The sequence below is a fragment of the Luteimonas dalianensis genome (assembly GCF_049339425.1).
In the GTDB taxonomy this organism is placed as follows: domain Bacteria; phylum Pseudomonadota; class Gammaproteobacteria; order Xanthomonadales; family Xanthomonadaceae; genus Luteimonas; species Luteimonas dalianensis.
Genome location: NZ_JBMPPO010000005.1, coordinates 176686 through 195326 on the forward strand (window position 1 = coordinate 176686; position 18641 = coordinate 195326).

Annotated in this window: 18 protein-coding genes; 4 read left to right on the top strand and 14 right to left on the bottom strand. The window is 72.2% G+C overall.

Annotation, left to right across the window (positions count from 1 at the left end; translation table 11 throughout):
• Positions 1 to 7: 7 nt before the first annotated feature.
• The 4 genes from tldD to ACOZ90_RS09155 are packed head-to-tail and all read right to left on the bottom strand — an operon-like array spanning position 8 to position 7433.
• A complete protein-coding gene (gene tldD / locus ACOZ90_RS09140; RefSeq protein ID WP_422893346.1) occupies positions 8 to 1456 on the bottom strand; it encodes a metalloprotease TldD in 1449 nt (482 codons plus the stop codon).
• Entirely contained in the window at positions 1453 to 5301 is a 3849-nt protein-coding gene (locus ACOZ90_RS09145) for a YhdP family protein (RefSeq protein WP_422893347.1), read from the bottom strand. The genes tldD and ACOZ90_RS09145 overlap by 4 nt, the downstream gene beginning before the upstream one ends.
• A 27-nt stretch (positions 5302 to 5328) precedes the next feature.
• Positions 5329 to 6807 carry a ribonuclease G gene (gene rng, locus ACOZ90_RS09150; protein WP_422893348.1) on the bottom strand — a complete coding sequence of 493 codons (1479 nt, stop codon included), beginning with the start codon at positions 6805 to 6807 and terminating at the stop codon, positions 5329 to 5331.
• Complete coding sequence (locus tag ACOZ90_RS09155) at positions 6804 to 7433, bottom strand: Maf family protein (protein WP_422893349.1); 630 nt, start codon at positions 7431 to 7433, stop codon at positions 6804 to 6806. Before ACOZ90_RS09155 ends, rng begins: the two co-directional genes overlap by 4 nt.
• Before the next feature lie 123 nt (positions 7434 to 7556).
• Between ACOZ90_RS09155 and ACOZ90_RS09160 the strand changes: the two genes are divergently transcribed.
• The gene (locus tag ACOZ90_RS09160; RefSeq protein ID WP_422893350.1) at positions 7557 to 8279 is read left to right on the top strand and encodes an SIMPL domain-containing protein; all 723 of its coding nucleotides are present in this window, start codon (positions 7557 to 7559) and stop codon (positions 8277 to 8279) included.
• A 12-nt stretch (positions 8280 to 8291) separates the two neighbouring features.
• Positions 8292 to 8477 (top strand): hypothetical protein, encoded by a 186-nt coding sequence (locus tag ACOZ90_RS09165; protein WP_422893351.1) that lies wholly within the window; start codon positions 8292 to 8294, stop codon positions 8475 to 8477.
• A gap of 6 nt (positions 8478 to 8483) precedes the next feature.
• Here ACOZ90_RS09165 and rlmH read toward each other — a convergent pair whose 3' ends face one another.
• From rlmH to ACOZ90_RS09200, 7 genes are all read right to left on the bottom strand, one after another.
• Entirely contained in the window at positions 8484 to 8957 is a 474-nt protein-coding gene (gene rlmH / locus ACOZ90_RS09170; protein WP_422893352.1) for a 23S rRNA (pseudouridine(1915)-N(3))-methyltransferase RlmH, read from the bottom strand.
• A gap of 39 nt (positions 8958 to 8996) precedes the next feature.
• Positions 8997 to 9416 carry a ribosome silencing factor gene (gene rsfS, locus ACOZ90_RS09175; RefSeq protein ID WP_422893353.1) on the bottom strand — a complete coding sequence of 140 codons (420 nt, stop codon included), beginning with the start codon at positions 9414 to 9416 and terminating at the stop codon, positions 8997 to 8999.
• Positions 9417 to 9444: 28 nt separating this feature from the next.
• Positions 9445 to 10119, bottom strand: a complete 675-nt coding sequence (gene nadD / locus ACOZ90_RS09180) for a nicotinate-nucleotide adenylyltransferase (RefSeq protein WP_422893354.1) — start codon at positions 10117 to 10119, stop codon at positions 9445 to 9447.
• The gene (holA, locus tag ACOZ90_RS09185; RefSeq protein WP_422893355.1) at positions 10119 to 11147 is read right to left on the bottom strand and encodes a DNA polymerase III subunit delta; all 1029 of its coding nucleotides are present in this window, start codon (positions 11145 to 11147) and stop codon (positions 10119 to 10121) included. Before holA ends, nadD begins: the two co-directional genes overlap by 1 nt.
• 37 nt (positions 11148 to 11184) lie before the next feature.
• A complete protein-coding gene (locus tag ACOZ90_RS09190; RefSeq protein ID WP_422893356.1) occupies positions 11185 to 11685 on the bottom strand; it encodes an LPS-assembly lipoprotein LptE in 501 nt (166 codons plus the stop codon).
• A gap of 92 nt (positions 11686 to 11777) precedes the next feature.
• A complete protein-coding gene (leuS, locus tag ACOZ90_RS09195; protein ID WP_422893357.1) occupies positions 11778 to 14561 on the bottom strand; it encodes a leucine--tRNA ligase in 2784 nt (927 codons plus the stop codon).
• Positions 14562 to 14622: 61 nt separating this feature from the next.
• Positions 14623 to 15552 carry a DUF368 domain-containing protein gene (locus ACOZ90_RS09200; protein ID WP_422893358.1) on the bottom strand — a complete coding sequence of 310 codons (930 nt, stop codon included), beginning with the start codon at positions 15550 to 15552 and terminating at the stop codon, positions 14623 to 14625.
• A gap of 139 nt (positions 15553 to 15691) precedes the next feature.
• Between ACOZ90_RS09200 and ACOZ90_RS09205 the strand changes: the two genes are divergently transcribed.
• Together ACOZ90_RS09205 and ACOZ90_RS09210 are read left to right on the top strand one after the other, a co-directional pair.
• Positions 15692 to 16999: a metal-dependent hydrolase family protein gene (locus ACOZ90_RS09205; protein WP_422893359.1), complete on the top strand. Its 1308-nt coding sequence runs from the start codon at positions 15692 to 15694 to the stop codon at positions 16997 to 16999.
• Entirely contained in the window at positions 16996 to 17247 is a 252-nt protein-coding gene (locus tag ACOZ90_RS09210) for a SemiSWEET transporter (RefSeq protein ID WP_422893360.1), read from the top strand. The genes ACOZ90_RS09205 and ACOZ90_RS09210 overlap by 4 nt, the downstream gene beginning before the upstream one ends.
• Here ACOZ90_RS09210 and ACOZ90_RS09215 read toward each other — a convergent pair.
• Genes ACOZ90_RS09215 through ACOZ90_RS09225 form a run of 3 tightly spaced genes read right to left on the bottom strand, consistent with a single transcriptional unit; the run spans position 17167 to position 18640 of the window.
• Positions 17167 to 17811: a DUF998 domain-containing protein gene (locus ACOZ90_RS09215; RefSeq protein ID WP_422893361.1), complete on the bottom strand. Its 645-nt coding sequence runs from the start codon at positions 17809 to 17811 to the stop codon at positions 17167 to 17169. The two genes, ACOZ90_RS09210 and ACOZ90_RS09215, sit on opposite strands and share 81 nt — an antisense overlap.
• Positions 17808 to 18026: a helix-turn-helix transcriptional regulator gene (locus tag ACOZ90_RS09220; RefSeq protein ID WP_422893362.1), complete on the bottom strand. Its 219-nt coding sequence runs from the start codon at positions 18024 to 18026 to the stop codon at positions 17808 to 17810. The genes ACOZ90_RS09215 and ACOZ90_RS09220 overlap by 4 nt, the downstream gene beginning before the upstream one ends.
• Positions 18023 to 18640: a hypothetical protein gene (locus tag ACOZ90_RS09225; protein WP_422893363.1), complete on the bottom strand. Its 618-nt coding sequence runs from the start codon at positions 18638 to 18640 to the stop codon at positions 18023 to 18025. The genes ACOZ90_RS09220 and ACOZ90_RS09225 overlap by 4 nt, the downstream gene beginning before the upstream one ends.
• Position 18641 lies beyond the last annotated feature (1 nt).

Below are 18641 nucleotides of genomic sequence, written 5' to 3' on the forward strand. Positions count from 1 at the left end.
CGGCTGGTCAAGCCCGGGTTCCGCCCACCGTCAGCCGGTCGATCAGCAGCGACGGCTGGCCCACGCCGACCGGCACGCTTTGCCCGTCCTTGCCGCAGGTGCCCACGCCGTCGTCCAGGGCGAAGTCGTCGCCGACCATCGCCACCCGCTGCATGGTTTCCGGGCCGTTGCCGATGAGCGTGGCGCCCTTGACCGGCGCGGTGATGCGGCCGTCCTCGATCAGGTAGGCCTCGGTGGCCGAGAACACGTACTTGCCGTTGGTGATGTCGACCTGGCCACCGCCGAAATTGACCGCGTACAGGCCCTTCTTCACCGAGCGGATCATCTCCTCGCGCGAGTGCCTGCCGGCCAGCATGTACGTGTTGGTCATGCGCGGCATCACCAGGTGGGCGAAGGACTCGCGGCGGCCGTTGCCGGTCGGCTCGGCGCCCATCAGCCGGGCGTTGTGGGTGTCCTGCATGTAGCCCACCAGCACCCCGTCCTCGATCAGCGTGGTGCTGCGCGTGGGCGTGCCCTCGTCGTCGACGTTGAGCGAGCCGCGGCGCGCGGCCAGGGTGCCGTCATCGACGATGGTCACCCCGGGCGCGGCCACCCGCTGGCCGATGCGGCCGGCGTAGGTGCTGGTGCCCTTGCGGTTGAAGTCACCCTCCAGGCCGTGGCCGACCGCCTCGTGCAGCAGCACGCCCGGCCAGCCCGCACCCAGTACCACCGGCATCACCCCGGCCGGGGCGTCCACCGCCTCCAGGTTCACCAGCGCCTGGCGCAGCGCCTCGCGGGCGAAGCGTTCGGGGCGGTCGTCGGCCAGCAGCTCGGCGTAGGAATGGCGGCCGCCGAAGCCGGCGTAGCCAGACTCGCGCCGGCCACCCTGCTCCACGATCACCTGGATGTTCATCCGCACCAGCGGCCGCACGTCGCCGGCCAGCACGCCGTCCGAGCGCGCCACCAGGATCGTGTCCAGCGCACCGGACAGGTTCACCATCACCTGCTGCACCCGCGGGTCGGCGGCACGCAACAGGCGGTCGACCCGACGCAGCGCCTCGACCTTGGCCTCGCTGCCGAGCGCGTCGATCGGGTCGTCCGGCCGATACAGCGCCGCGCCCGGGCCGGCCACCAGGGCCCTGGGCGCATGCGCGTCACCGGCGCGTGCGATGGCCCGCGCCGAACCGGACGCCGCCAGCAGGGCTTCGGCGTCGATCTCGTCGGAATACGCAAAGCCGGTCTTCTCGCCGGAGATCGCGCGCACCCCCACGCCCTGCTCGATCGAATGCGCGCCGTCCCTGACGATGCCGTCCTCCACCGTCCAGCTCTCGCGCCGGGCATGCTGGAAATACAGGTCGCCGAAGTCGATGCCCGGCCCCATCAGGGCGCCGAACGCGCGCTGCAGCGCGGACTCGTCCAGGCCTGCGGGCCGCAGCAGGCGGCTGCTGGCGATCGCCAGCGGTTGGTCTGCAGTCATTGCGTCCTCTCGTTGTTGCCGGCCACCTGCGGCGGATCGCGGCGGAGCACGTCCACCTGCGGTTCGTCCCAGGGGCCGGTGATGCGGTAGGTGGTGGCGCCCAGCCCGCTCAGCGGCTTGCGCAGCATGGCGTTGGCCATCGCGCCGACCGCGGCGCCCACCGGGCCGCCTGCGATGGCGCCGACCGCGGTGAGCACGTTGCCGGACTTGGGCAGCACTTCCACGGTCTGGTCATAGGTGCGCGCACGCAGGTCGGTGTGGCCGGCGATGTTGATCGTGGCGGCCGGCCCGTCCATGACCAAGCCATCGCTGCGGGCGCGGCCCGATTCGACGTGGATGTCGCCTTCGATCCCGTTGAAGGCGAACCCGCGATTGAAGAAGTCGCGGAAATCCAGCGACAGCCTGCGCGGCAGTTCGGCGATGCTCAGCAGCCCGAGCAGGCGGCCCGCGCCGGGCTCGAGTTCGACGATCTGCCCGTCCTGCACCGATAGCTGCAGGTGCCCTTCCAGCAGCTCGGCGCGGAAGCCGGCCGGGCTGGCAGGCCACGATGCGGCGAGCTCCAGGCGGCCGTCGCCACCGCGCAGATGCCCGCGGTAGCCCAGACCTTCCAGCAGCTGGCCGAAGTTCCCGCTCGCCACCCGCGTCCGGGTGCGGGTGCGCGCGTGCTCGCCGCGGCCGACCCACTCGCCGCTGACGGTGAGGTGGTGGAGCGGCGACTGGGTTTCCAGCTGTTCGATGCGCATGCCGCCCGGGATCCGGCTGGTCTGCAGGGTCGCGTTGCCGAGCCGGGCCTCGTCCACCTGCAGATCGGCGACGGACAGCTGGATCGGAGGGATGAGCGCCGGATCCGGCCCCGTGCCGGGCGCCTCCGCCGCAGCCGCTGCTGCCTCCGCCCCGGCGTCCGCCGCCGGAGCCTGCCGCTGCCAGTGCAGGCGTTCGAAATGGCCCGCCAGCACGGTGCTGTCCGGCCCCGGCAGGGTCAGCGTTCCGGTCATCGCCTCGCCGTTGAACCGCAGCGCCATCCCGCCGCCGGCTCCCGCGCCCGTTCCGCCGGTCACGTGGACGCCGCCGAAGCCGCCGCCCGCCAGCAGCAGCCGATCCACCTGCACGTCCACCTGGCGCAGCTCCAGCGCGGGGCCGGCGGCTGCGCCATCACCCGGCTCCTGGCCGCCGTCGGCGGCCACCAGCCCGGCCCACTCCAGCGCCGCCAGCTCGTTTGCCCGGCCCTCGATCACCAGCCCGGCGGCCGGCGCCTGCACCTGGCCGCCGCCCATCCGCACCCGCACCGCGGGAGGGCCTTCGCCGGCGTGCGCACGCAGCGCCATGCGCTGACCAAGCTGCACGCCGATGTCGCCATCGCCCAGCGGCAGCGGGATCCGGATCCGGGCCGGCAGCGGGGCCGCCGCGGCCTTGCGCAGCGGCTCCGGCAGGTCGAGCCGGGTACCGACGAGTTCGGACTGCAGCAGCAACTGCGGCACCCCGCCCGCATCCTCGCGGGGCATGGCCACGCCCACCGTCCAGGTCGAACGCCCGCTCACGCGCGGCTCCAGCCAGCCCAGCTGCGGCGCCCGCGCCAGCAGCTCCGAGGCCTCCAGGCCGGCCCGCAGCTCACCCTCGAACACGTTGCCATCGGCGAGCACGTGGCCGGTACCGGCGCGCAGCGCCAGCATGCCGGGGCGGCCGGACTGCCAGACGCTCAGCTGCGGGGCCAGGAAACCGTGCTGGTCGTACTCCAGCGCGCCGCGCACGTTGTCCAGGGCCAGCGCCCATCCGGGCATGGCCGCCTGCACGCCCGCCAGCCGCGCCGTGCCTTCGATGCGCGGCCCGGTCTTGTTGCCGTGCAGCGGCAGCACCAGGGCGAAATCGCCTTCCATCGCACCGTCCACCTGCAGGCCCTCCAGCACCTGCACCGACAGCGGCGACTGCTGCAGCATCGCAACCACGCGCCCGGCGTCGGATGCGGTGCGGGTGGATACGGCCAGCTCGGCCCGCTCGAAGTCGCCGATGCCCGCTTCCAGCTGCTCCAGCGCGACCCCGGCGATCGCGCCGCTACCGCGGAAGTCGAAGCCCCTGGCAATGAACCGGACGGTGCCCTGCACGCCCTCGACCGCCGGCCAGTCCGGCTGGAACTGGAGGACGCCGCCGGCCAGATCCGCCTGGGCGTGGAACAGCCCGCTGGCGGCCTGTCCGGATGTGGAGTCGAACGGCCAGTCGTCCAGGTCTCCGGACACCACCGCCCGGCCGTTGACGATGCGTCCGTCCACCAGCGCCGCGTCCAGCCATTCGATCGCCTGCTCGGGCATCAGGTAGCGCACCCAGAATCGCTTCGCGACCGGGGCCCTGGCCTCGTCCAGGCGCGCGGCCACGTCGATCCGCGGGCGGCTGCCGTCACCCTGGAACAACAGCCCGCCGCGCAGATCCGCGCCGTAGCCGTCACCGTCCACGCGCAGCGCCGGCGCCTGCACCTGCCAGCCGCCCTCCTGCCGCCACACGGAGACCTCCCCGCGCAGCGCCACCTCGTGCACCACGCCGAAGCCGCTCGGCCAGTCGAAGCGCGACGACGCCTGCGGGTCGAATTCAAACACCAGCCCGCCGCCGTCGGCCAGCAGCTCGCCGGCCAGCCCATCGAGCCCGGGGCGGTCGCCCACGGGCGCGAACCGAACCGACTCCACCCGCGCCCGGCCCTCCGGCGCCACGCCATCGGCCCCGGCCATCGCAACGTCCACGAGCACCGCGTTGGCATCCGCGCGCGCCAGCCAGTCACGCGTGCCCGGGCCGAGGCGATCGCTCAGGGCCAGCAGCTGCAGCAGCGGCGCGGCCTCGATCCGCTCGGCCACCAGCGCATAATGGCCGCCGGCCTGCACCGCCACGCCATCGCTGCGCCATTCGCGTTCGTCCGTGGCCACCCGCAGCCGGGGAACGTCCAGCCGCCAGCCGTCATCCGTCCGGAGCCAATCAAATCCGCCTGCGACCTCGTCGAAGGCGACCCGCAGCGGCGCACCGTCAGCCCCGGCGGCACCACGCAGGCCGACCCCGTCCAGATCCAGCCGCGCAACCACGCTGTCGATCCTGGCGTCACGAAGCCCGGCCCAGACCTCGGCCCGGCCGTGGCCGTCGTCGACCGCCATCCCGGCCATGCGCAGCAGCGGCGCCCAGGCGTCCAGGTCGCCGTCATCCATGCCCGCGTACAGGCGCCCGTCCCCGCTGTCGCGATCGAACCGCGCCGCCGCCCGCAGCGGCGCGTCCGCTCCGCCCATCCAGGCCCGCGAGGCGGCGCGGACGTTGCGGCCGTCCACCCGCAGGCGCACGTCGATCCGCGGGACCGTGGCGTGCAGGCCAAGCCCCGGCGCGTCCACGGTCAGGCTGCCGCCGATCACCTGCAGCTCGCCAAGGCGCTCCAGCGCGCTGAACGGATCACCGCCGGTGTCCTGCCCGGGCAGGCCGCGCACGTGCCAGCGCCCGTCGTCGTCACGGGCCAGGGTCAGCGCCAGGTTGCGCAGGCGCAGTTCGGTCAGCGAGCGCCCGGGCAGCAGCCCGCCGTACTGGGCCACCAGCACCTCCGCCTCGCCGATGGTCACCGCGTCGCCGTCCCGGCCGATGCGCAGGCCGTCCAGGCGCAGCAGCGGGCCGCGCCGTGTCCACTCGGTGTCCAGGGTATCGAAGCGCACCGGGTGCCCGGCACGCTCGCCCAGCCAGGCCTCCACCCGCTCCGGATGGCGCTCGAGCATCGGCAGCAGCTGGCTGGCCACCACGCCCACCAGCGCCATCAGCACCACCAGCATCACGGCGGCAAACACCAGCGCCCTGCGCGTCAGGCGCAGGCCGCCGAGGGCGATCCTCTTCATCGGCCCGTCGCCCTGCCCGACCCGGCCTCAGAGCAGCACGACATCGAACTGCTCCTGCGGGTACTGCTCGTCGGCCTGGAAACGGATCGACTTGCCCAGGAACTCCTCCAGCTCGGCCACCGCCACCGACTCCTCCTCGGTGATCAGGTCGACCACCCGCGGCGAGGCAATCACCAGCAGCTGCTGGGCATCGAACTGGCGCACCGCGCGGGTGATCTCTCGGAACACCTCGTAGGTCACCGTTTCCGGGGTCTTGAGCATGCCGCGCCCGCCGCAGGCGCCGCAGGGTTCGCTGAGCTGGCGCTGCAGGCTTTCCACCGTGCGCTTGCGGGTCATCTCGACCAGGCCCAGCGGCGAGAAGTCGTAGACGGTGGTCTTGGCGTTGTCGCGGGCAAGCGATTTCTCGAGCGTGCGCAGCACCTGGCGGCGGTGCTCGGGATCGGTCATGTCGATGAAGTCGATGATGATGATCCCGCCCAGGTTGCGCAGCCGCAGCTGCCGCGCCACCGCCTGCGCCGCCTCCAGGTTGGTGCGGTAGACGGTTTCCTCCAGGTTGCGCTGGCCCAGGAAGGAGCCGGTGTTGACGTCGACCGTGGTCATCGCCTCGGTCTGGTCGATCACCAGGTAGCCGCCGGACTTGAGCGGCACCTCCTTTTCCAGCGCGTGGCTGATCTCGTCCTCCACCCCGTACAGGTCGAACACGGGACGCTCGCCCGCGTAGTGCTCGATCTTCTCCGCCAGCCCCGGCACGTACTGGGCGGCGAACGTGCGCAGCTTCTCCCAGGTCTCGCGCGAGTCGACCTTCACCTTCTCCACGTCGCGGCGCATCAGGTCGCGCACCGCGCGCATGGGCAGGGTCAGATCCTCGTAGATGCAGCTGCCCGTCTTCACCTTGCCCGAGCGCTCTTCGACCAGCGACCAGACCCGGGCCAGGTAGGCGATGTCTTCTTCCAGCGCGTCGGCGGGCTGGCCCTCAGCGTTGGTGCGCACGATGTAGCCGTGGCCGCTGCCGGCGGCCGACAGCGCCGAGACGATGCCCTTGAGCCGGCTGCGCTCACCCTCGTCCTCGATCCGCACCGACACTCCGACCACGGTCGAATGCGGCAGCAGCACGAGGTAACGCGAGGGAATGCTGATCTGGGTGGTGACGCGGGCGCCCTTGGTGCCGATCGGCTCCTTGAGCACCTGCACCACCACGTCCTGGCCGTCGCGCAGCAGCTCGGCGATCGGCGGCACCGGCAGCGGGCCGGTCTCGGCCTCGATCTCCCGCGCCGGCAGCGAGCGCAGCACGTCGTTGGCGTGCAGGAACGCAGCCCGATCCAGGCCGATGTCCACGAACGCGGCCTGCATGCCCGGCATCACCCGCTGCACCTTGCCCTTGTAGATGTTGCCCACCACGCCGCGGCTCCAGCCGCGCTCGATGTGCAGCTCCTGCAGCATGCCGTTCTCGACCACCGCCACGCGCGTCTCGCGCGGGGTGACGTTGATCAGGATCTCCTCGCTCATCCCCCGCCCCCGCCGCCCGCGGCGGCATCCATGGGCGCATCCGGACGGGCCCCGGGCAGCACCTGGATCCCGGCCTGCTCCAGCAGCCGCGCGGTCTGGTGCAGCGGCAGGCCCATCACGCCCGACCAGTTCCCCTGCAGCCGGGCCACGAACGCCTCGGCGGCCCCCTGGATGGCGTAGCCGCCGGCCTTGCCCATCGGCTCGCCGCTGGCCACGTAGGCGTCGATCCAGGCCGGCGGCAGCGGCGCGAACCCGACCTCCGACACCGACAGCGCCTGCAGCAGGCCGCCGCGCGAACGCACTGCGACCGCCGTCAGCACCTGGTGCACGCGCCCGGACAGCCGCGAGAGCATGGCCGCGGCCTCGTCCGCGCCGGCCGGCTTGCCGAACACCTCGCCGTCGAGCACCACCTCGGTATCGGCCCCGATCACCAGCGCGTCATCACCACCGGCCAGCTGCGCCAGGCCCGCGGCGGCCTTCTGCGCGGCCACCCGGGCCACGTAGGCTTCCGGCGGCTCCTGCGCGGCGCGCACTTCCGGGATGTCCACGTCCAGCACCGCGAAGGGCACGCCCAGTCGGACGAGCAGTTCGCGGCGGCGCGGCGATCTGGAGGCAAGGTGCAGCATTGCTGCAAGGATACCCTGCAGGCCGCGCGGCACCGCCCGTCCGCGGGCGGTCGACCCCGTTCCGGCTCACGGGCCGTTCACCGGACTGCCCCGAACCTGAACCCGTCACCTGGAGGAATCCCCATGCCCCGCAACCCCCTGTCCGCCCTGCTCCTGGCCGCCACCCTGGCCGTTCCCGCCACCGCTGCGCACGCCCAGGCGCCGGCCCAGGTCACCGCCAATGACGGCACCCTGCTTTCGGTGTCGGCCACCGGCGAGGCCACGCGCGTGCCCGACGTGGCCACCCTGTCCGCCGGCGTGGTCACCCAGGCCGCAGACGCCAACGAGGCGCTGCGCGCCAACGCCGCGCAGATGAACCGCCTGATGGAGGCGGTGCGCAAGGCCGGCATCGCCGAACGCGACATCCGCACCAGCGACCTCGGGGTGTCCCCCCAGTACCACCGCGCCGACGGCGAGGCGCGGGAGATTTCCGGCTACCAGGCGCGCAACACGGTCAACCTCACCGTCCGCGACATCGACGACCTGGGCAGCGTGATCGACGCCCTGGTGGCCGCCGGCGCCAACCAGGTGCACGGCCCGAACTTCCAGATCGGCGAGCCCGACGCGGCCTACGACGAGGCGCGCCGCGCCGCCCTGGACGCCGCCCGTGCCCGCGCCGGGCTGTATGCCGAAGCGCTGGGCATGCAGGTGCGCCGCATCGTCAGCATCAGCGAGGGCGGCGGCTTCATGCCGCGGCCGATGGGAATGGCCATGCGGGCCATGGATTCGGTGGCGGCCAGCCCGGTTTCACCCGGTGAAAGCACCCTGTCGGTCAATCTGGACGTGGTGTTCGAACTTGGCCGCTGAGGGCCCCATCGCATGACGGACAAGAACAGGAAAACCACCCCGGCCAGCCGCGACGACGACGGATCCGGCTACGCCGAGCGCAAGCCGCGCGACAAGGACGAGGCGCGCAACCTTGGCAAGCGCCCGCCGGAAGAGCCCGACGACGGCGGCCTGGAGCGCGACCCCGGGGACGGCAAGGATCCGGCCGACGACGATTGAGCCGGGCTATCCCGCCCGGTGGTACGGGTGGTTGGCCAGCATCGCGCTGGCGCGGTAGAGCTGCTCGGCCACCAGCAGCCGCACCAGCATGTGCGGCAGGGTCAGCGGGCCCAGCGACCAGCACTCGTCGGCCCGGGCCAGCACCTCGTCGGCGTGGCCTTCGGGCCCGCCGATGAGGAAGGCCAGGTCGCGGCCCTGGCCGCGCCAGTGCTCCAGCCGCTGCGACAGCGCCTCCGAATCCCATTCGCGGCCGCGGCCGTCCAGCGCCACCACGTGCACGTCGCGCGGCAGCGCGGCCAGCACCCGCTGGCCCTCGTCATGGGTCGCGCGCGCGGTGTCGCGGCCCTTGCCGCGCAGGCCGGGAGTAATCTCAATCAGTTCGAAGGGCAGCCAGTGCGAAAGCCGCTTGCGGTATTCGCCGAAGCCTTCGGCCACCCAGCCGGGCGCACGCTCGCCCACCGCGACCAGGCGCGCCTTCACCGGAAACCCTTGCGTCCGGCCGCGTCGCGGCCTGAATGGTCAGCGCGGGGCGTCATCGCCTTCGGCGGAAGACTCCCCGGGCGGCTCGTCGCCGACCGTCCACAGCCGCTCCAGGGCGTAGAACTCGCGCACCCGCGGCAGCATCACGTGCACCACCACGTCGCCCAGATCCACCAGCACCCACTCGGCCTCGCGCTCGCCTTCCACGCCCAGCGGCTGCACGCCCAGGCGCTTGGCGTGCTTGACCACCTCGTCGGCGATCGACTTCACGTGGCGGGTGGAGGTGCCCGAGGTCACCACCATGAAATCGCACACGCTGGTCTTGCCGCGCACGTCGATCTCCACCGACTCCCTGGCCTTGAGCTCCTCCAGGGCGGCACGGACGTGGTCGAGCAGCACATCGGGGGCCGGCGGCGGGTCGGGAAGGCGGGTCTTGATGACTTGGGCGGGGTTGCTCAAAAGGATGGCTCGTGGAGTTTGCACGGGATTATAGCGAAGACGCCGTGTCGGCTGCGTCGCGATACAGGCCGTGGGCCTGGATATAACCGGCCACCGCGGCGGGCACCAGGTGCCGCCACGGCCGGCCCGCGGCGATGCGGGCGCGCAGATCCGTGGCCGAGGCCTCGTGCAGCGGCTGGCGCAGGGCCAGCAGCCGGCCGGCCGGCTGCGCCGACAGTTCGGCCGGATCATCGCTCCAGCGCCCCTGCGCCTGGGCCGCCAGCGGCCCGGGCAGGCTCCCGGGGCCCCAGGCTTCGCCGGGACGGTCGGCGATGACGAAATGGGTGAGCCCGAACAGCGCCTGCCAGTCCCGCCAGGACGGCAGGCCGATGAAGCTGTCGGCCCCGACCAGCAGCGCGACCGGCACCTGCGGATCGGCGGCGCGCAGTTCGCGCAGGGTCTGCACGGTGTAGCTGGGGCCCTGGCGTTCCAGCTCGCGCAGATCCACCCGCAGCTCCGGCTCATCCTGCACGGCCAGGTCGAGCATGTGGGCGCGCTGCCGGGCGCTGGCGCCGGGGGCCGGCCGGTGCGGCGGATCGGCCGCCGGCATCAGCCTCACCACGCAGCCCAGGGCCCGCGCCGCGGCCCGGGCGATGGCCAGGTGGCCGTTGTGCACCGGGTCGAAGGTGCCGCCGTAAAGGACAACCAGCCCGGAGCCGGCCATCAGGCCAGCATCGCCAGGGCGCGGCGCTCGGCCACCGCCAGCAGCAGCCGCTCCAGCGCCTGCCAGGCATCGCCGGCGGCGCGCCCCTTGGCGATGCGGTCGATCCGCCCGGCCTCGGCCAGGAACTGCTCCCAGCGCCCCGCGCCGTGCCGCTGCAGGGCGCGCCGGAACACCGCCTGCTTGGACTCCCACACCCGCTGGGCGCGGAACTCGCCGGCCAGGTTGCCGCCGCGCGACTGCACGTGGGCGAGCGCGGCGGCGCGCTGCAGCTCCATCACCACCATGCCCATCAGCGCCGGCACCACCACGCCCTCGGCGCGCAGCCCGGCGAGCATGCGCGAGACCTGGCCGGGCTGGCCGTTGAGCGCGGCGTCGATGAGCCGGAACACGTCGAAGCGGGCGGCGTCGGCCACCAGCGATTCCATCCGCGCCGCGTCCAGCCGTTCCCCGCCGGCCAGCAGCGCCAGCTTGTCCACTTCCTGGGCCGCCGCCAGCAGGTTGCCCTCGACCCGGTCGCACAGCAACTGGGCGGCGTCGCGGTCGGCCGACACCCCGCGGCTGCGCAGGCGCTGCTCGATCCAGCCCGGAAGCTGGTCGGGCCGGATCGCCCAGGCAATGGCCACGCAGCCGATCCGGCCGATCGCCTCGCTCCATTTGCCCGCGTGCTTTTTGCTCCACTCCCCGCCGGTGACCAGCAGCAGCACGTCCGGAGGCGGATCCGCGCAGAAGGCGGAAATGACCGCCGCGCCCTCCTTGCCCGGCTTGGCGGTCGGCATGCGCACCTCGATGATGCGGCGCGATGCGAACAGGCTCGGCGCATTGATTGAGGCCTCCAGCGCCGACCAGTCGAAGCCGCGGCCATCCACGTCGAACACCTCGCGCTCGCTGTAGCCCTGCGCGCGCGCTTGCACGCGCACCGCGTCGGCCGCTTCCAGCACCTGCAGGGTCTCAGGCCCGGCGATGAGGTAGGCCGGATGCAGGGTGCCGGCCTGCAGCTGCCGGGCGAGCTGATCCGGCTTCAGCTCCATGCGCCGGCCCGCTGGCCCGCCACGGCCATGTTCACGCTCAAGGCTGCCGCGAGGCGCCGTCGATCCGGCGCACGATCGAGGCCACCATGTCGCGCTCCATCTCGCGGGTGAGCAGTTCCTGCTCACTGTCGGAACCGGTCAGGTCGGTGGGGCTGCGGATGTAGTCGCGGGCCAGCTCCACCGCCTGCTGCGGCACCAGGTCGCTGCCGTCGGCGCGCACCAGGTCGAACACCACCGCGTAGCGCAGGGTGTACTCCTGGGCGCGGCCGCGGGCGTCGATGCTGATCGGGGTGCTGCCCCAGCGCTCGGACAGGATCCGCAGCCGGGCAACCTCCTCCTCGCCCCCGCGCCCTTCCACCACGGTGGCGCCGGCGCGCTGCAGCGACAGCGACAGCGAATCGGCCAGCTTGCTGTAGCGGCCCTGGCCTTCGACCTGGATCGGGCCCAGGTCGGGCGGCAGGCTGAGCGCGCTGCGCAGCTGGAAACCGCAGCCGGCAAGGGTCAGGGCGAGGACGAGGGCAATCGCGGATCGGATCATGGGCGCAGTCTGGGCCAGGGTGGCGGAGGCGACAAGGTTAGCAACCGGGCGCGGCCGGGCGCGTGCACGCCGGCCCGCCGCGGTGGCGGGGTTCAGGCAACCACGATGTTGACGATCTTGCCGGGCACGACGATCACCTTGCGCACCTGGCCCTGGCCGATGAACTTGAGCACGTTGGGCTCGGCCAGCGCCTGGCGCTCAACATCCTCGCGCGAGGCGTCCGCGGGCGCCTCGATGGTGCCGCGCAGCTTGCCGTTGACCTGCACCGCCAGGGTCACGCTGTTGCGGGCCAGCGCCTCCGGGTCGGCGGCCGGGAACGCCACGTCCTCCACCAGCGTCTCGGCATGGCCCAGCCGCTGCCACAGGGCGTGGCTGGCATGCGGGGTGACCGGGTTGAGCAGCAGCACGATGGCCTCGAACGCCTCCTGGCGCAGCGCGCGCGCGTTCGGCGCCGGGTCGTCGTACTTGCCCACGTGGTTGAGCAGCTCCATCACCGAGGCGATCGCGGTGTTGAAGCTGTAGCGGCGCCCGTAGTCGTCGCCGACCTTCTGGATGGTGGCGTGCAGCTGCCGGCGCAGGGTGCGCCCGGCCGCGTCCAGCTCCGCCGTGTCCAGCGCCGGCGCGGGGCCGGCCTCCACGTGCCGCTCGACCTGGCTCCACAGCCGCCGCAGGAACCGCGCCATGCCCTCCACGCCGGCCTCGTTCCACTCCAGCGACAGCTCGGGCGGCGAGGCGAACATCGAGAACATGCGCACGGTGTCGGCGCCGTAGCGGTCGATCATTTCCTGCGGGTCGACACCGTTGTTCTTCGACTTGGACATCTTCTCCACGCCGCCGATGCCCACCGGCCGGCCGTCGGCCCTGAGCCGGGCGCCGGTGACCTTGCCCTTGTCGTCGCGGGTCACATCGACCTCGGCCGGGTTGAACCACTCCTTCGACCCGTCCAGGTTCTCGCGGAAGTAGGTGTCGGCAATGACCATGCCCTGGGTGAGCAGGCGCCGGGCCGGCTCGTCGCTGTCCACCAGGCCCTGGTCGCGCAGCAGCTTGTGGTAGAAGCGGAAATACAGCAGGTGCAGGATCGCGTGCTCCACGCCGCCGATGTACTGGTCCACCGGCGTCCAGTAGCCGGCGCGCGCGTCGACCATGTCGTCCGCGCCGGGCGAGGTGTAGCGGGCGTAGTACCAGCTGGACTCCATGAAGGTGTCGAAGGTGTCGGTCTCGCGCTCGGCCGGCCCGCCGCACTGCGGGCAGGTCGTCTTCCTCCATTCGGGGTCGGCCTTGATCGGCGAGAGCACCGTGCCGGCGGCGAAGGCATCCTCGACATCCTCGGGCAGCACCACCGGCAGCTGCTCCTCGGGCACCGGCACCGCGCCGCAGGCGTTGCAGTACACCACCGGGATCGGGCAGCCCCAGTAGCGCTGGCGGCTCACGCCCCAGTCGCGCAGGCGGAAGTTGACCGTGCGCCGGCCGATGTCCTCGTCCTCGAACCGCTTCGCCAGCGCGTCGAAGGCGGCATCGAAATCCATGCCGTTGTATTCGCCGGAGTTGATCAGGAACCCGCGCTCCGCGAACGCCCCCTTCTGCTCCACCTGCTCCAGGTATTCGCGCACCACGGCCACGGCGGCCGAGGTGTCGTAGGCGTCCACCGAGGTGCCCGACAGCGCGGCCTGGAACGGATCGGCATCCACCCCCACGTCGTGCACCAGCTCGTTGAGCGCGTCATGCACGGCCGCCGGCACGATCACCGGCCGGATCGGCAGTCCGTAGCGGGTGGCGAATTCCCAGTCGCGCTGGTCGTGCGCCGGCACCGCCATCACCGCGCCGGTGCCGTAGCCCATCAGCACGAAGTTGGCCACGTAGATCGGAATGTCCTCGCCGGTGACCGGGTGGATCGCCCACTGGCCGGTGGCCATGCCGCGCTTTTCCTGGGTTTCCAGGTCGGCCTCGGACACCCCGCCCTGGCGCAGCTCGTCGATGAAGGCCGCCAGCTCCGGATTGTCCTGCGCCGCCCTGATCGCCAGCGGGTGCTCGGCGGCGATGGAGATGAAGGTCACCCCCATCAGCGTGTCCGGGCGGGTGGTGTAGACCTGCAGCAGTTCCTCCTCGCCGTCCACACGGAAGCCGAACTCCAGGCCCTCGCTGCGCCCGATCCAGTTGCGCTGCATGGTCTTGACCGACTCCGGCCAGCCGTCGAGCGTGTCCAGCCCGTCCAGCAGCTCCTGGGCGTAATCGGTGATCTTCAGGAACCACTGCGGGATCTCGCGCTTCTCCACCACCGCGCCCGAGCGCCAGCCCTTGCCGTCGATCACCTGCTCGTTGGCCAGCACCGTCTGGTCGATCGGATCCCAGTTCACCACCGCGTTCTTGCGGTAGGCCAGGCCCTTTTTCATCAGCCGCACGAACATGCGCTGCTCGTGCACGTAGTAGTCCGGCGAGCAGGTGGCGAACTCGCGGCTCCAGTCGATCGCGTAGCCCAGCGCCTTGAGTTGGCCGCGCATGTGCTCGATGTTGGCGTACGTCCACTTGGCCGGCGCGGTGCGGTTCTTGATCGCCGCGTTCTCGGCCGGCAGGCCGAAGGCGTCCCAGCCCATCGGCTGCAGCACGTTCTTCCCGATCATCCGCTGGTAGCGGCTGATGACGTCGCCGATGGTGTAGTTGCGCACGTGGCCCATGTGCAGCGCCCCGGACGGGTACGGCAGCATCGACAGGCAGTAGAAGGAGGGCCTGGCCGGATCCTCGACCACCTCGAAGCTGCGGGTCTGATCCCAGAACCCCTGGGCGGCGGATTCGACCTCGGCGGGCCTGTAGCCGGAGAGATCGGAGGCGTGGGAAGCAGTGGACTCGGGCACGGGCGTGGAAGGCTGGGGAAGGGCCATGCAGCCTACCGCAGCGCACAAACTCCCGCCATTGGAACCGGCACGCGTGCCGGGCGCCCGCCTACCCGGCCGGCGACCTGCGCGCCATGGCGTACCGGCGCCGCAGCACCATCCGCTCGACCACCAGCATCGCCAGCACCAGCACCACCCCGAGCGCGAACCAGCCCAGCAGCACGCCCACCTGCCCGGACGGTGCCAGCAGCTCGCGATCCGGCCCCTGCCAGGGCCACAGCGCGCGCAGCGAGCCGGCCATCATCCCGGTCATCAGCGACAGGGTGATCCGCCGGCGGTGGGCCAGCAGCCAGCGCAACACCTGCACGAACACCGCCAGCCCGACCACCGCACCGAGGATGACGGTGCCGATGTAGACGAAATCCAGCCGGTTCAGCGCCTCCAGCGTCGGCACGTACAGGCCGAACAGCAGCAGCAGGAACGAGCCCGACAGGCCCGGCATGACCAGGGCGCAGATCGCCACCGCGGCCGCCAGCCCCACCAGCCACAGCGGCGGCGCCCCGCCGTCGCCGGCCGGCACCGGCAGCCCGGTCAGCCAGAACGCGAGCACGGCGCCGCCGATGGCCAGGGCCCATTCGTGGCCGCGCCAGCGACTGCCGACCATCCGGTAGGGCACCCGCAGCGACACCAGGATCAGCCCGGCGAAGAACGCCCGCGCCGCCTGCGGATACTGCTCCACCAGGGGCGCGACGATGCGCGCCGAGACCACCAGCGCCAGCACCATGCCGATGCCCAGCGGGATCACCACGTCCCAGCGAACCCGGGCGAAGTGTTCGCGCGCCTGCGCGGTGCCGCGCCCGAGCAGGAGGCCGGACACCAGCGCCACCGCACCGTGCACGAACTCGCCCATCGAATCGATCAGGGTCTCGTAGACGCCAATGATCAGCGCCACGGTGCCGCCGCTGACGCCGGGAATGATCTCGACCACGCCAATCAGCGCGCCGCGGATGAAGTCGAGGAAGGTGCGTGCGGGGTTCAACGGGGTGTCCGGGTTGCGGCGCCTGCGGCCGGCGGGTGCGCAGGTTACGCCGTTGCGGGCAGGAATGCAGCGTGCCGATGCTGTTCAGGAGGCGCCGGCGTGGTTCAATGCCCGCAACCACCACGGGGACCCTGCCGCCATGCCCAGACTGCCGACCGCCGCCCTTGCGGCGCTTGTCGCCCTGTTCGCTCCCGCGGCCGCCGACGCCGCCGATGCCGCGGTGCTTGAATGCGGCAGTCTGTTCGACAGCCGCAGCGGCAGCATGCTCGGCCCACACGTGGTCACGGTGCGCAACGGCCGCATCGAGAGCGTCACCGCCGGCGCCGCGGCGGCCGTGCCCGGGGCCCAGCACATCGACCTCGGCGGACACGCCTGCATGCCCGGCTGGACCGACCTGCACGTGCACCTGGGCAGCCAGTCCGGCCCGCAGAGCTACGCCGAAGGCTTCCGATTGGACCCGGTGGACTACGCCTTCCGCGCCGTCGGCTACGCGGAAAAGACCCTACTGGCGGGGTTCACCAGCGTGCGTGACCTGGGGGGCGAGGTGAGCCCGCACCTGCGCGACGCCATCAACCAGGGGCTGGTGGACGGACCGCGGATCTTCGCCGCCGGCAAGTCGATCGCCACCACCGGCGGCCACGCCGACCCCAGCAACGGCTGGAACTCGATGCTCTCCCACCTGCTCGGGCCGCCCGGCCCCACCGAAGGGGTGATCAACTCGGTCGAAGACGCCCGCCAGGCGGTGCGCCAGCGCTACAAGGAGGGCAGCGACGTGATCAAGATCACCGCCACCGGCGGCGTGCTCAGCTATGCACGCTCGGGCGACGCGCCGCAGTTCACCGGCGATGAGATCCGCTCGGTCGTGGAGACCGCGCGCGACTACGGCTACAGCGTGGCTGCGCACGCGCACGGCGAGGAAGGCATGCGCCGCGCGGTCGAGGCCGGGGTCACGAGCATCGAGCACGGCACCCACATGAGCGACGAGGTGATGGCGCTGATGCGCGAGCGCGGCACCTGGTACGTGCCCACGATCCACGCCGGCCGCTTCGTCGCCGACAAGGCGCGCGAGGACGGCTACTTCCCGGAAATCGTGCGGCCCAAGGCCGCCGCCATCGGTGCCAAGATCCAGGACACCTTCGCCCGGGCCTACCGGGCCGGCGTGCCGATCGCGTTCGGCACCGACATGGGCGTGGGCCCGCACGGCGACAACGCGCGCGAGTTCCTGTACATGGTCGAGGCCGGCATGCCCGCCGCCCAGGCCCTGCAGGCGGCCACGATCCACGCGGCAACGGTGCTGGGAGTCGAGGACCAGGGCCGGATCGCGCCCGGCATGCGCGCCGATATCATCGCCTTGGCCGGCGACCCGCTGCAGGACATCGAGGCGGTCATGGACGTGCGCTTCGTGATGAAGGACGGCACCGTGTACAAGCGTCCGGAGGCGCGGTGAGCATCGAATGGCTCGGCTATGCGGCCGCGGTGCTGACCACGCTGGCGTTCGTGCCGCAGGCGCTCAAGACCATCCGCAGCCGCGACACCAGCGGCATCTCGCTGGGGATGTACGTGATCTTCACCATCGGCATCGGCTTCTGGTTCCTGTACGGGCTGGCGCTGGGCTCATGGCCGATGATCCTGGCCAACATCACCACCTTCGCCCTGGCCGCCGTGATCCTGGCGCTCAAGCTCCGCCACGGCTGAGGCCGCCGCGGGCACCAGGGCCAGCCACAGCAGCCACGCGGCGAGCGCGATGCGCTGGGCAAATACCGGTTCCAGCAGCGAAGCCGGAATGAACATCATCGCCAGCAGTACGGCCGCTGCCGCCAGGGTGCCCGCGCGCAGGCGCGGCGCGCCGGCCGCCAGCAGCGCCGCACCGGCGGCGAAGGCGATCCACCAGGCCATCCACGCGCTGGCGTGCAGCCCGCTTTGCGGCCCGTCCAGGTGCTGCGGGTCGAGCGGCAGCAGGCCCTGGGCGGCGAACGCCAGCGCCGAGAGCAGCAGCAGCCGGGCGCCGATCCGCGGCCACCATCGCGCCGCCGCGGGCAGTCCGCGATAAAGCCCCAGCGCCACCAGCGCCGCGAGCAGGCCGGGGAGCACGAACCCGACGAGGTTGAACACGACCGACCCCGGAACGCCCCGCCCGCCCAGCAGCGCCAGCGGATGCAGCGCGTGCGAGTAGCCGTCAAGCCGCATGCCGCCCACCACCGCGGCCGCGACGCAGGCCACCGCGGCGGCGCGGCCGGCCGCAACCATCCAGCGGCTCATCGCCTCGCCTCCCACTGGAACACCTCCTCCACCCCGACCCCGAACGCATGCGCGATCCGGAACGCCAGCTCCAGCGACGGCGCATAGCGGCCCGCCTCCAGCGCGATGATCGTCTGCCGGGTCACCCCGCAGGCATCGGCCAGCGCCTGCTGGGTCATCTCGCCGTTGTCGAAGCGCAGCCTGCGGATCACGTTGGCGATGGGCGTGCCGCTCACCGCCGATCCCACCAGTACATTCCCGCCGTCGCCGCGTACTCCACCAGCCAGGCGACCATCAGCGACAGGATCAGCAGGTTGCCGATCATGAAGTGGGTGGCCCACTGCAGCCGGTCGGCCGGGGAGAAGCCGAGCAGCACCGCCAGGCCGACCACGGCGAACACCAGCGCGCCCCTGCCCCAGCCCGCGGCCCGCACTTCGATCTCGCGGTCGCGCTCGTCCTCCTGGACGCGGCCCTTCCAGCGGTCGGCCAGCACCTTCGACAGCACGATCCAGGCGATGAGCAGCATGACCAGCTTGCGGGCCACCGCCGAAGCCTGCGCCATCGATTCGCCATCCATCAGCTCGATCCTGCCCAGCAGATAGCTCGTGCCGACCAGCATGAAGCCCAGTCCGATCCACGCCTTCCACTCTCCCGGCGAGACCGCATGTTCGATCCCGCCGGCCGGCGCCCGCGACACCGCGTACAGCGATCCCCAGGCGACCACGGCCAGCAGGCTCACGCCCAGCCCGCCGATGTCGACGCCGAACACGCGCCCGCTGCCCAGCAGCAGCCACAGGCCGAACCCCGCCACCGCGGCCAACCCCGCCCAGCCCAGGCTTCTGATGTGCATG